We start from the raw sequence: 12810 nt of genomic DNA on the forward strand, positions 1-12810 counted from the left end.
ATTGAATAATGGATGCTCTTCAGATTAACTATCGACAGTTTTGATGGTTGGCGCGGGACGCCAACTGCCTCGACATCCCGCTACCAACCTCACGCCTTGGCCAGCTCCTGATCCAGGGTGGCGATGCACTCGCTCATGGCCTGCTGGCAGCGCTCCATCAGTGCCGGCATGTCGTCCAGGCTCAGGCCGGCCGTGGGGATCGCCGGCAGCGAACGGATGAGAATGCGGCCGCTGTGCCAGCGGTTCAGGCGCATGGACTTGGCGTAGTTGCTCACGCATACCGGGATGATCGGCACGCCGGCGGTGATCGCCATCTGAAACGCGCCTTTCTTGAACGGCAGCAGGCCGCGGCCGAGGTTGCGCGTGCCCTCGGGAAAGACCCAGATCGAGGTGTCGCGATGGCGCAGGGTCTCGGTAGTGGTCAGCATCGCGCGCTTGGCAGCGACGGCATTGCTGCGGTCGATCAGCACGTTGCCGGCCAGCCAGTACAGCTGACCGAAGAACGGCACCCACTTGAGGCTCTTCTTGCCGATGCTCACGGTGCGCTCCGGTACCACGCGGCCGAGCACGTAGAGATCGAAGTTGGACTGATGGTTGGCGATGATCACGCAGGAGCGCTGATGTTCCAGCAGCGGGCGCACATCGGTCTTCAGCTTCAGGCGCAGCAGGCACAGGGCAGGCAGCGAATAGAGGCGTGCACAGAGGCGGCTGTTGTCGGGGTTGAACGGGCGGCACAGACCGAGCAGCAGGCCGGCCAGGCCGGCGATAACGAAATGCACGCCCATGAGCAGCATGCGCAAAACGAAGAGCATTGGGGGAAACCGTCAGAGGAGGGGCGCGCAGTGTACGGGCGTTCACTCTGCCGGGCAATTACCCGAAACTACTGGTTGTGCGGTCTAACGTCCCGAATTGTCGCAGATCTTGTCTAGTTCGAGCGCCCAACAGAAAGGGCGCCTTGCGGCGCCCTATGCTGTTACTCGCTCTCGGCCTTGGCCGGCTTGCCCGGCAGCAAGCCGTCGGCACGGAACATCGCCTTGATGCCGCGCAGCGCCTGGCGCGTACGGTCCTGATTCTCGATCAGGGCGAAGCGCACGTGGTCGTCGCCATAGTCGCCGAAACCCAGCCCGGGCGAGACGCAGACCTTGGCTTCTGCCAGCAGCTTCTTGGCGAACTCCAGCGAGCCCAGATGGGCGTAGGCCTCGGGAATCTTGGCCCAGATGTACATCGAGGCCTTGGGCTTTTCCACCATCCAGCCGATCTCGTGCAGGCCCTTGACCAGCAGGTTGCGGCGCTGACGGTACTGCTCGGCGATATCGCGCACGCACTGCTGATCACCTTCCAGCGCCGCGATGGCAGCCACCTGCAGTGGGGTGAAGGTGCCGTAGTCGTGGTAGCTCTTGATGCGCGCCAGGGCGCTGACCAGCTCGGGATTACCGACCATGAAGCCGATGCGCCAGCCGGCCATGTTGTAGCTCTTGGACAGGGTGAAGAACTCCACCGCGATGTCCTTGGCGCCCGGCACCTGCATGATCGACGGTGCCTTCCAGCCGTCGTAGACGATGTCGGCGTAGGCCAGGTCGTGCACCACCAGTACGTCGTACTGCTTGGCCAGGGTCACCACGCGCTCGAAGAAGTCCAGCTCCACGCACTGCGCGGTGGGGTTGGACGGGAAGCCGAGGATCATCATCTTCGGCTTGGGAATCGACTCGCGGATAGCGCGTTCCAGTTCGGCGAAGAAGTCCACGCCCGGCACCAGCGGCACGGAGCGTACCTGGGCGCCGGCGATCACCGCGCCGTAGATATGGATCGGGTAGCTGGGGTTGGGTACCAGCACGGTGTCGCCATGGTCCAGGGTGGCCAGCATCAGGTGCGCCAGGCCTTCCTTGGAGCCGATGGTGACGATGGCTTCGCTTTCCGGATCGATCTCCACGTCGTAGCGGTCCTTGTACCAGCGCGAGATGGCGCGGCGCAGGCGCGGGATGCCGCGGGAGGTGGAGTATCCGTGGGTGTCTTCACGCTGGGCGACCTGCACGAGCTTCTCGACGATGTGCGGCGGGGTCGCACCGTCGGGGTTGCCCATGGAGAAGTCGATGATGTCCTCGCCGCGACGGCGCGCGGCCATCTTCAGTTCGGCGGTGATGTTGAAGACGTAGGGGGGGAGACGATCGATGCGCGCAAAGCGGCGCTTGGCGTTCTCAGCCATGATTTCCTCAGGAATACGTAAGCGCCCGGAACCGTCCGAGCGACGTTGGCCACATTTGGCGGCCTGGCGAGAAGATAAGCGCAGCGGGGGGATTCTGTCGAGCGTTGGCTGAGCCCCGCAGGGGGCTCAGCCAACCATCAATCGAGGCTGGCCTCAGGGATTGATGACGATGGAGAACTTCTTGGAAACGGTGTTGCCGTTGGAGTCGCGAATCTGCGCGGTGAAGTCATCGGGAATCGACGTGGCATTCTGCGGCTCGCCACTGAGCACGCCGTCGCTGCTCAGGGTCAGGCCGGCCGGCGGGAAGCCGCTGACCAGGCGCCAGGTCGTGCCGCCCACGCCGCCGCGCGATTCCAGCTGCACGGAGTAGGGGGTGCCAACCGATGCCGGCGGCAATGCGGAGAGCTGGGTGATGTGCAGCCTTGCAGCCGGGTGGCTGGTGGCCAGTCGATAGAACTTGACCAGCGCGCCATCTTCGCTGTTGTCGCTGCGGCTGTTGAGGAAGGCGCCTGCCTTGAAGTAGAAGGTGCGGCTGTCCCAGGCGGGGTCCAGCGGAACCTGCAGGACCTGCGAGCCATTGATGGTAACGGCCACCTCGGCCACGCCGTCACGGTTGCGCGCCATGCCCAGGCGATAGACGAACGCCTGGCCCAGCTGGATGCCCTCGGCCAGGTTGTAGCGCTTGGCCTCCTCGGCGCCCTCCGGGCTCTGCTTGACCCTGGCGAAGAGGCGACCGGTCTGGGCATCCATGTCGTACTGGTAGTACAGGGTGACCAGCGGCATGGCCTCGTAAGCGTGGATCTGGCCAACGGCGACCAGGCCGTTGCCTACCGGCACCTGCAGAACGCGCAGGCGTGCGTCCAGGTGAGCGCGGCCCTGACTGTCCCAGTTCACCGCATTGGAGCTGGGGTCGATCATCTGCCGCAGTTCGGCGCGGGCATAGTCGGCGCGAGCCGAAAGGGCGCCGTTGGCGGGGGCCCAGAAAGTCATGGCGCCGTCGGTGTCGGTGCGGAAGTAGGAGGAGGTGTAACCCTGCGGACCGCTGAGCCGGTCGGGATACAGGGTCTGAGCGCGGCCCTGGTTGCCTCCTTCCTCGTCCACCGGCAAGGTCAGCGACCAGTTTTCCAGTGCGAAGTTACCGCCGGGAGCCAGCTCCGGGCGCAGTTCGGCATGGCTGGCGAAACTCAGTAAAGAGCCTGTTACTGCAGCTCCAATCACGGCGGCGTAACTACGCTTGCTAGACGTTGCGACAAGATCGTTGTTCATCGTTGTTTTTCCTGAAGTCATGCTCTAGATGACCGGTCCGTCCGTTGCATCGGCGATGCAGGTTGGACCTGTCCATGGATAGGGTTCGCCGGTGATCGATAGCTCCCTGATTCCCGTTGAACCCCAAACATGACCCATGGCTGCGCGGGTGAGTTCAGCCTCGCTTCATCCCTTTGCTCTTTTTTCAGACGATCGGTTGCTTTGTGATGGCTTCATGGCATCAAAATTGCCGGCATGATCACCCTCCCAGCATGTCGTGCATGGCAATGATCTGTTCGGCCACCTGGATCAGCTTCTGCTGGCGACTCATGGCCTGCCGGCGCATCAGGGTATAGGCCTCCTCTTCGTTGCAGCTCTTCATTTTCATCAGCAGCCCCTTGGCCAGCTCGACGCGCTTGCGCTCGGCCAGCTGGGCGTCGCGCGCCTGCAGTTGGGCGCGCAACGCCTGATCGCTCTCGAAGCGGGCCATGGCCACGTCGAGAATCGGCTGCAGGCGCTGGGCGTGGATGCCCTCGACTATGTAGGCGCTGACACCACTCTGGATCGCCTGGCGCATCACGCCGGGATCGTGCTCGTCGGTGAACATGACGATCGGGCGCGGCTGGTCACGGCTGACCAGTACCACCTGTTCCATCACGTCACGGCCGGGCGACTCGGTGTCGATCAGGATCACGTCGGGGCGTACGGCCTCCACGCGCTCAGGCAGGTCGATGGTCAGCCCGGACTCGTCGATCACCTCGAAGCCGGCTTCGATGAGGGCGGACTTGAGGCGGCCGACCTTCTTCGGGGTGTCGTTGATCAGCAGGATACGCAGCATCGGTGACTCTCCAGAGCGGTTACAGGGCGACGGCGGGGCTGTCGGCCAGGGCGTGGAGGCGAAAGCTGCGGGCGTAGGCGACAGGGTCGCTGCCATCCCAGCAACTGCCGTCCCGCAGCATGGAACTGCGCATCTCCGCGGGGACGGGGATCTTGAGCGCCTCGGCGGCCTGTCGGTAGAGATTCAGTTGCTGCACCTGGCGAGCCACGCCCAGGTAGTCGGGGTCGCTGCGCAGCAGGCCCCAGCGCCGAAACTGGGTCATGAACCACATGGCGTCGGACAGGTAGGGCATGTTCACGGCGCCCTCGCCGTGAAAGCGCAGCGGGTGGGCATCCTGCCAGGCATGCCCCAGGCCATCCTGATACTGGCCGAGAAAGCGCGGAGTGATGACCGAGGCCGGTGCGTCGACGTAATCGCTGCCGCTGAGCAACTGGGCGGTGCTGCGCTTGTTCTCCTCGCTCTGATCGATGAAGCGCGCGGCATCGAGCACCGCCATGATCAGTGCGCGAGCGGTATTGGGATTCTGCTCGGCAAACGCGCGCCTGCAGCCCAGCACCTTTTCCGGATGATCCGGCCAGATCGCCTGGATGGTGGTGACGGTGCAGCCAAGCTGCTCATCGACGGCCTTGGCGGTCCAGGGTTCGCCAACGCAGAAACCGTCGATGCGCTTGGCCACCAGGTGTTCGATCATCTGCGGCGGTGGCACCACCACGCTGTCCACATCGCGCAGCGGGTGGATGCCCTGGCTGGCCAGCCAGTAGTAAAGCCACATGGCATGGGTGCCAGTGGGGAAGGTCTGCGCGAAGGTCAGTCGCGCTTCATTTTGGTGCACATGCTGGTGCAGTGCTTCGCCGCTGGTCACGCCGGCGCTTTGCAGCGTGTGCGACAGGTTGATGCTCTGGCCGTTCTGGTTCAGCCCCATGAGCACCGCCATGTCGGTTGCCGCGGCGCCACCGAGGCCGAGCTGCACGCCGTAGATCAAGCCGTACAGGCTGTGGGCGGCGTCCAGCTCGCCGCTGAGCAGGCGGTCGCGCAGGCCGGCCCAGGAGGCCTGGCGCTGCAGTTTGAGGCTCAGGCCGTACTTCTCGGCGAAGCCCTGGGTGGCGGCCACTATCACCGAGGCGGAGTCGCTCAGGGCCATGAAGCCGATGTTCAGCGCGCTCTTTTCCGGTGCATCGCTGCCGCCGACCCAGGCCAGGGCGTCGCCGCGAGGGATATGCTGTTCGCTCATGTCGCTTCCTTCATCCACGCAATGGGTGTCGAGCCGCCGGCTGGCGTCCGCCTGGCGGCGGAAGGCGCACAAAAAAGGCGTCGTACCGATCACGGCTTTAGAGGCCGAGTTCGAATACGACGCCGTTGTCGTTCGGGCCTTATCCGCCGCCGGAGAGGCTCACTGCCTGGAGAGAAAGCAAGGCATATGCCAGTGCTCAGAACGGTACGCGGTTGGCTGAGGTGTTCAGCGTTCCAGCATCTGTTTCACGTTGCTTTGCGGAATCTGCTGCTTGCGACCTTCGCTGTCGGTGAATTCGAGCATGCCGGTGTCCTTGTCCAGGCGTGGCTTGCCGTCACTGGTCAGCATCTGGCCGTCGGTGGTGGTGATGATGTACTCGCTGCTGCAACCGGCCAGGCCGAACAGGCACAGGGCGGCGATGATCCATGGCTTCATGACGTGCTCCTGAATGGTTGTCGGGGGGCTCCCACTTCGAAAGGTAGACGGTGGCGCAACGGCTGCAAGCCGGATGCGGCCGGGGGCTTTGCGCGCATAAAAAAAAGCCCCGCACTAGGCGGGGCTCTTCTTGCAACGCTGGGATCAGGCCTGAACGACCGGGATCTTGGCGTTGGCCGCGGCTTCACGGAAGTCGGCGATCTGGTCGAAGCTCAGGTAGCGGTAGATGTCGCCAGCCATGCTGTCGATATCCTTCGCGTAGGCCATGTACTCCTCGACGGTCGGCAGCTTGCCGAGAATCGAAGCGACTGCCGCCAGTTCGGCGGAGGCCAGGTACACGTTGGCGCCATCGCCCAGACGGTTCGGGAAGTTACGGGTGGAGGTCGAGACCACGGTGGAGTTGGCAGCCACACGTGCCTGGTTACCCATGCACAGCGAGCAGCCCGGCATCTCCATGCGTGCACCGGCCTTGCCGTAGATGCCGTAGTAGCCTTCTTCGGTCAGCTGGTGCGCGTCCATCTTGGTCGGCGGCGACAGCCACAGACGAGTCGGGATACCGCCCTTGACCTTGTCCAGCAGCTTGCCGGCAGCGCGGAAGTGGCCGATGTTGGTCATGCACGAACCGATGAACACTTCGTCGATCTTGTCGCCGGCCACGGTGGACAGCAGACGGGCGTCGTCCGGGTCGTTCGGGGCGCACAGGACGGGCTCCTTGAGCTCGGCCAGGTCGATTTCGATGACTTCGGCGTACTCGGCGTCCTTGTCGGCTTCCATCAGCACCGGGTTGGCCAGCCAGGCTTCCATCGCCTGGGCACGACGCTCCAGGGTGCGGGCATCGCCGTAGCCTTCGCTGATCATCCAGCGCAGCAGGGTGATGTTGGACTGCAGGTATTCGGCGATGGCCGCTTCCGGCAGCTTGATGGTGCAACCGGCAGCCGAACGCTCGGCGGAGGCATCGGACAGCTCGAACGCCTGCTCGACGGTCAGGTTGTCCAGACCTTCGATCTCGAGAATGCGGCCGGAGAAGATATTCTTCTTGCCTTTCTTCTCGACGGTCAGCAGACCTTTCTGGATGGCGTAGTAGGGGATGGCGTGGACCAGGTCACGCAGGGTGATACCCGGCTGCATCTTGCCCTTGAAGCGCACCAGCACCGATTCCGGCATGTCCAGCGGCATCACGCCGGTGGCGGCGGCGAAGGCCACCAGGCCGGAGCCGGCCGGGAAGGAAATACCGATCGGGAAGCGGGTGTGCGAGTCGCCACCGGTGCCGACGGTATCCGGCAGCAGCATGCGGTTCAGCCAGCTGTGGATGATGCCGTCGCCGGGACGCAGGGATACGCCGCCACGGGTGCGGATGAAATCCGGCAGGGTGTGGTGGGTGGTGACGTCGATCGGCTTCGGATAAGCAGCGGTGTGGCAGAAGGACTGCATCACCAGGTCGGCGGAGAAGCCCAGGCACGCCAGGTCTTTCAGCTCGTCACGGGTCATCGGGCCAGTGGTGTCCTGGGAGCCGACGGTGGTCATCTTCGGTTCGCAGTAGGTGCCCGGACGTACGCCTTCGACGCCGCAGGCCTTGCCGACCATCTTCTGTGCCAGGGTGAAGCCCTTGCCGCTGTCAGCCGGCTGCTCCGGCTTCTTGAACAGGTCGGAGGAGCCCAGGCCGAGCTCGGCGCGCGCCTTCTCGGTCAGGCCGCGGCCGACGATCAGCGGGATACGGCCGCCAGCGCGCACTTCGTCGAGCAGCACCGGGGTCTTCAGTTCGAAGGTGGTGATGACTTCGTCGGTGCCGTGCTTGCAGACCTTGCCGGCGTACGGGTAGACGTCGATCACGTCGCCCATGTTGATGTTCGACACGTCGAACTCGATCGGCAGGGCACCGGCGTCTTCCATGGTGTTGTAGAAGATCGGGGCGATCTTGGTGCCGAAGCAGAAGCCGCCAGCGCGCTTGTTCGGAACGTACGGAATGTCGTCGCCGAAGAACCACAGCACCGAGTTGGTGGCGGACTTGCGGGAAGAACCGGTACCGACCACGTCACCGACGTAGGCGACCGGGAAGCCCTTGGCCTTGATCTCTTCGATCTGCTTCAGCGGGCCGATGGCGCCTTGCTGCTCCGGCACGATGCCGTCGCGAGCCATTTTCAGCATGGCCAGGGCGTGCAGCGGGATGTCAGGGCGCGACCAGGCGTCCGGGGCAGGGGACAGGTCGTCGGTGTTGGTTTCGCCAGGCACCTTGAACACGGCCAGGCTGTACTTCTCGGCGATGGCCGGCTTGTTGGTGAACCACTCGCCATCGGCCCAGGACTGCAGCACGGCCTTGGCATTGGCATTGCCAGCCTTGGCTTTCTCGGCGACGTCGTGGAAGGCGTCGAACATCAGCAGGGTGTGCTTGAGTTGCTCGGCGGCAACGGCGCCCAGGGTGGCGTCGTCCAGCAGTTCGACCAGGGTGGCGATGTTGTAGCCGCCCTGCATGGTGCCCAGCAGCTCGACGGCGCGTTGCTTGCTGATCAGCGAGGAAGTGGCTTCGCCCTTGGCGATGGCAGAGAGGAAACCGGCCTTGACGTAGGCAGCTTCGTCCACGCCCGGCGGTACACGGTTGGTGATCAGGTCTACGAGGAATTCTTCTTCGCCAGCCGGCGGGTTTTTCAGCAGCTCGACCAGGCCTGCGGTTTGTTCGGCGTTCAGCGGCTGGGGCACGATACCCTGAGCGGCACGCTCTGCTACGTGTTTGCGATAGGCTTCAAGCACAGTTATTACCCTCATCAGTGGTCCCAAAGGGTTGTCCGGGACGCGATCCAGAAACCCATGAACCAGGCGCTTTTCGACTTTATGAGCCAATCAGCCGAGGTTTCACGAGTCTCTTGTAGAAGCTGCTTTCAAAGTTTTACGCCGGCAGGACGGTTCTGATGAGGGCCGACGCAGACGCTCGGGGGGACTCCGAGTGGCTGCGCCGCCATCGTACCTGCAGGATCGACTGTGCTCGTGACGCTTTGAAAACAGCTTCCAACGGACATTGGCGCCGTAAAAGGCGGGCCGATTCTAATGGAAAGCGCGAACAAAGTTAAGCCGATGTCCCCGTGTCGACAGGGGTGATCTGCGTTAGACAAAGGGCTAAGATGCCAGGCCGTTTTGCTGTTTATGTTGTTTCGCCATGTCCAATCAGCGCATCAAGACGCCCTGCGTGGGGCTGTGTTCGACCGTTTACGGCGATGTCGTGTGCCGCGGTTGCAAGCGCTTCCACCATGAGGTGATCAACTGGAACAGCTACAACGACGAGGAGAAGCGCGCCGTCTGGACGCGTCTGGAAGTGCTGCTGGTACAGGTGATGACGGCCAAGCTGGAGGTGTTCGACGAGCAGCGTCTGCGCACTCAGCTCGAGCAGCGGCAGATCCGCTTCGTACCGCAACAATCGCCCTACTGCTGGGCCTATCAGCTGATCGCGCGGGGCGCGCGGGTGATCAACCAGCTGGAAGCCTATGGCATGGTGCTGCTGCCGGAGTTTCGCAACTGGGCGCTGCCCGAGCTGCGCGATGCCATCGACAGGGAATTCTTCCTGCTCTCCGAGGCGCACTACGAGCGCTACATCGCGCCGAAGTTTCTGCGCGAAGGGCTGGAGCTGAGGGTTTAGCCCCTGAAACAAAAATGCCGCTCGATTCAGAGCGGCATTTTTCGTTTCGTTCATCGCTTCAGCGCTGTGCCACCAGTTCCTCGAGGTGGGCGATCACTTCGTCCGGCTTGAGCACCAGCACATCGCTTTCCAGGGCATCGAGTATGACTTCGGCGGTGTTGCCGATCAGTGCACCGGAGAGACCGGTGCGCGCCACGGTGCCAATGACGGTGACCACGGCGCTGAGCTGGTGCGCCATATGCGGTATCACCACGTCGGCGGGGCCCTCGATCACATGCAGACGGTCGTCGTGGATGTCGTATTCGGCCTGGAAGCTGCGGCATTGTTCGCGGTAGCGCGCCTCGATGGTTTCCTTGAGCTGGAAGGTGGGGTCGGCCGCCGACAGCATCGGCGTCGGATGGGCGGTGATCACGTGCAGCGTGCCCTTGGCCAGGCCGGCGATATCGTAGCCGTGGCTGATGATGCCGGCGTGCAGGGTGCGGTGTTCGTCATCGGCATTGCCGACGTCCACGGCGGCAAGAATGGTGCCGCCGGTCCATGGGCGGTCGGTCTTGACCATCAGCACCGGGCCCGGGCAGTAGCGCAGCAGCTTCCAGTCCTCGGGGGTGAGAATGGCCTTCTTCAACGGGTTGTCCGGCAGGTGTTGCTTGATCACCAGGCCGCAGCCCTCGGCCTGCTGCACGGCGATGATGGTCTGATGCAGGTTGTCGTGCCAGGCCTGCTGCGTGGAGACGGCATAGCCTTCTTCGCCGAGGCTGCTGCTGAGGTCGTTGAGCCAGGCGCCGTGGTCGCCTTTCTTGTCGCTAACCAGCAGATGCAGGCGCGACTGGGTGACTCCAGCTATCAGTTTTGCCCGCTTCAGTGCGAGGCCTTCCGGGTGCTGGGGGTCCATCACCACCAGAATGCTACGGATCGCTTGCATGGTCGTCTCCCTGAGAATGAATAGCGCTTATCCAACTATAGGTGCGTCGTTGCCAGCGGCATGTTGACCTGCATCAACGGCGTGCTGGTCGTCCGGCCTGCCACTCGTATAATGGCCCGCCATTTTCAACCTCGCCAGCACCGAGAGCGCTTCAAATATGATGTCAAATGCCCAGCATGTTCCGAGTAACGGTGAGGAATCGGTATCGATCCTGCAGGAGATCCTCGGCTTTCTGGGAGGCGTCGCCACGCCGGATGCCTGGCTGGACGAGGCCTTGCGCCAGCAGGAAATCCTCCTGCTCGACCACCGCAACCTGGAATACAAGGCAGCGCAGACGGCCCTGAGCCTGATGGGGCGCTACCTGACCAAGACCGAATTGACCGCGAGAATGTCACGTCTGGCCCGTGAGGAGCTGGTGCATTTCGAGCAGGTGAGCAAGATCATCCGCGCGCGTGGCATCGAGGTTCGCCATGTTTCGGCGTCGCGCTACGCGGCCGGCCTGCGCGCATTGCTGCGTGGTGGCGAAGTGGAGCGGCTGGTGGATGTGCTGGTGGTGGGCGCCTTTATCGAGGCGCGTTCGTGCGAGCGTTTCGCCGCCCTGGTGCCGCGTCTGGATGCCGAGCTGGCCAAGTTCTACGCCGGCCTGCTGGAAAGCGAAGGGCGCCACTACCGCGGCTATCTCAAACTCGCCTATCTGTATGGTGACGCGGCGGACGTGGATGCGCGTATCGAAGTGGTGCGCGCGGTGGAGCAGGAGCTGATCACTTCGCCGGACGAGCAGTTCCGTTTCCACAGCGGCGTGCCCGCATAAAACAGCCGCGAAGCGGCCATCTGGTGATCCGAAGGGCGGGAGAGGGGGAGCAGAGCCCTTCGGTCGTAGCCCGGATGAAATCCGGGGCGGTCCTCGGAGTTGCTCCCCGGATTTCATCCAGGCTGCAGTCAGGCTGGCGTCAGCTCGAACGGCGCCTGGTTGAACCCCTCTTCATCGACCTGCAGCGCCCAGCCCTGGCGATCCCAGTCCCCCAGCACGATGCGCCGTGCCGGTTGTCCGTTGACTTCCAGATCATGCACCGCCGGCCGATGGGTATGCCCATGGATCAGCGTACGCACACCGTACTCGCCCATCACCCTGACCACTTCCACGGGCGTGACATCGACGATTTCGCTGGTCTTCATCCGCGTCTGTGCGCGGCTTTCGTTGCGTAGCTTGCGCGCCAGCTTCTGCCGGGTGGCGAGCGGCAGGTTGCGCAGGATCAACAGCGACAGCGGGTTGCGCAGCCAGCGGCGCAGTTTCATGTAACCGACGTCCAGGGTGCACAGGCTGTCGCCGTGCATCAGCAGCACGGGCTCGCCATTCATCTGCACCCTGTGCGGATCGCTCAGCAAAGTGCAGCCCGCCTCGCGGCAGAAGCGCTTGCCGATAAGAAAGTCGCGATTGCCGTGCATCAGGTAGATGCGCGTACCGCTGTCGCTCAGCTCGCGCAGCGCGCCGGCGATTTCATGCTGGAAGGGCGTCATGCCGTCGTCGCCGATCCAGACTTCGAAGAAGTCGCCGAGGATGTACAGCGACTCGGCCTGGCGCGCGCGGGTGGCGAGAAAATGCAGAAACGCCCGGGTGATGTCCGGGCGTTTCTCTTCGAGGTGCAGATCGGAGATCAGCAGGATCATCGACTTACTCGGCTACGATTTCGGCCTTCTCGATGATCACGTCATCCACCGGCACGTCCTGGTGGCCGGCCTTCATGGTGGTGGCCACGCCCTTGATCTTCTCGACCACGTCCATGCCTTCGACCACTTCACCGAATACGGCGTAGCCCCAGCCCTGAACGGTCGGTGCGCTGTGGTTGAGGAAGCTGTTGTCGGCGACGTTGATGAAGAACTGCGCGCTGGCCGAATGCGGCTCCATGGTGCGGGCCATGGCGATGGTGCCGACCTTGTTGGCGACGCCGTTGTTGGCTTCGTTCTTGATCGGTGCGCGGGTCGGCTTCTGCTTCATGCCCGGCTCGAAACCGCCGCCCTGGATCATGAAGTTGCCGATCACGCGGTGGAAGATGGTGCCGTCGTAATGGCCGTCCTTCACGTATTGCTCGAAGTTGGCCACGGTTTCCGGGGCCTTGTCGGCGAACAGATTCAGGGTGATGACGCCGTGATTGGTGTGCAGTTTGATCATGATCGTATCCGTGATGAGGCAGGTTCGAGCCATTGGCTCTGGGGAAACAGCGCATGCCAGGGTGGCGTGCACCCTGTCAGGGGCTTGACAGGTTGGTTATGATACGGACTTTGCCCGAAGCGGCCTACCCTGTGCCGCGCC

At 63.4% G+C, this 12810-nt stretch carries 12 protein-coding genes; 2 read left to right on the forward strand and 10 right to left on the reverse strand.

Annotated elements, in window-relative coordinates; translation table 11 throughout:
- Positions 1–89: 89 nt before the first annotated feature.
- From N7333_RS05505 to acnB, 7 genes are all read right to left on the reverse strand, one after another.
- Positions 90–812 carry a 1-acylglycerol-3-phosphate O-acyltransferase gene (locus tag N7333_RS05505; RefSeq protein WP_129483401.1) on the reverse strand — a complete coding sequence of 241 codons (723 nt, stop codon included), beginning with the start codon at positions 810–812 and terminating at the stop codon, positions 90–92.
- 161 nt (positions 813–973) lie between these two features.
- Entirely contained in the window at positions 974–2203 is a 1230-nt protein-coding gene (alaC, locus tag N7333_RS05510; RefSeq protein WP_003240994.1) for an alanine transaminase, read from the reverse strand.
- Positions 2204–2356: 153 nt separating this feature from the next.
- A complete protein-coding gene (locus tag N7333_RS05515) occupies positions 2357–3469 on the reverse strand; it encodes a polysaccharide lyase family 7 protein (protein WP_003240992.1) in 1113 nt (370 codons plus the stop codon).
- A 238-nt stretch (positions 3470–3707) separates the two neighbouring features.
- The gene (locus N7333_RS05520; RefSeq protein WP_003240990.1) at positions 3708–4286 is read right to left on the reverse strand and encodes an ANTAR domain-containing response regulator; all 579 of its coding nucleotides are present in this window, start codon (positions 4284–4286) and stop codon (positions 3708–3710) included.
- Positions 4287–4305: 19 nt separating this feature from the next.
- Complete coding sequence (locus tag N7333_RS05525) at positions 4306–5517, reverse strand: CmpA/NrtA family ABC transporter substrate-binding protein (protein ID WP_129483403.1); 1212 nt, start codon at positions 5515–5517, stop codon at positions 4306–4308.
- A 225-nt stretch (positions 5518–5742) separates the two neighbouring features.
- Entirely contained in the window at positions 5743–5952 is a 210-nt protein-coding gene (locus tag N7333_RS05530) for a YgdI/YgdR family lipoprotein (protein WP_003240985.1), read from the reverse strand.
- A gap of 144 nt (positions 5953–6096) precedes the next feature.
- Positions 6097–8697 carry a bifunctional aconitate hydratase 2/2-methylisocitrate dehydratase gene (acnB, locus tag N7333_RS05535; protein ID WP_129483443.1) on the reverse strand — a complete coding sequence of 867 codons (2601 nt, stop codon included), beginning with the start codon at positions 8695–8697 and terminating at the stop codon, positions 6097–6099.
- Positions 8698–9100: 403 nt separating this feature from the next.
- On the opposite strand from acnB, the gene N7333_RS05540 reads away from it, so the two are divergent.
- Positions 9101–9577 (forward strand): DUF1289 domain-containing protein, encoded by a 477-nt coding sequence (locus N7333_RS05540; protein ID WP_003240981.1) that lies wholly within the window; start codon positions 9101–9103, stop codon positions 9575–9577.
- A gap of 58 nt (positions 9578–9635) precedes the next feature.
- On the opposite strand, the gene N7333_RS05545 is transcribed toward N7333_RS05540, so the two are convergent.
- Complete coding sequence (locus N7333_RS05545; RefSeq protein ID WP_012018837.1) at positions 9636–10499, reverse strand: universal stress protein; 864 nt, start codon at positions 10497–10499, stop codon at positions 9636–9638.
- A 157-nt stretch (positions 10500–10656) separates the two neighbouring features.
- Between N7333_RS05545 and N7333_RS05550 the strand changes: the two genes are divergently transcribed.
- Positions 10657–11310, forward strand: coding sequence for a tRNA-(ms[2]io[6]A)-hydroxylase (locus N7333_RS05550; protein ID WP_003240976.1), 654 nt, complete (start codon positions 10657–10659; stop codon positions 11308–11310).
- A 128-nt stretch (positions 11311–11438) separates the two neighbouring features.
- On the opposite strand, the gene lpxH is transcribed toward N7333_RS05550, so the two are convergent.
- The gene (gene lpxH, locus N7333_RS05555) at positions 11439–12167 is read right to left on the reverse strand and encodes a UDP-2,3-diacylglucosamine diphosphatase (RefSeq protein ID WP_129483404.1); all 729 of its coding nucleotides are present in this window, start codon (positions 12165–12167) and stop codon (positions 11439–11441) included.
- A 4-nt stretch (positions 12168–12171) separates the two neighbouring features.
- On the reverse strand, positions 12172–12669 hold the full coding sequence (locus N7333_RS05560; RefSeq protein ID WP_003240971.1) for a peptidylprolyl isomerase: 498 nt from the start codon (positions 12667–12669) through the stop codon (positions 12172–12174).
- Between the last annotated feature and the right edge of the window lie 141 nt (positions 12670–12810).

The organism is Pseudomonas sp. GD04158 (assembly GCF_029834875.1).
Lineage (GTDB): Bacteria > Pseudomonadota > Gammaproteobacteria > Pseudomonadales > Pseudomonadaceae > Aquipseudomonas > Aquipseudomonas hydrolytica.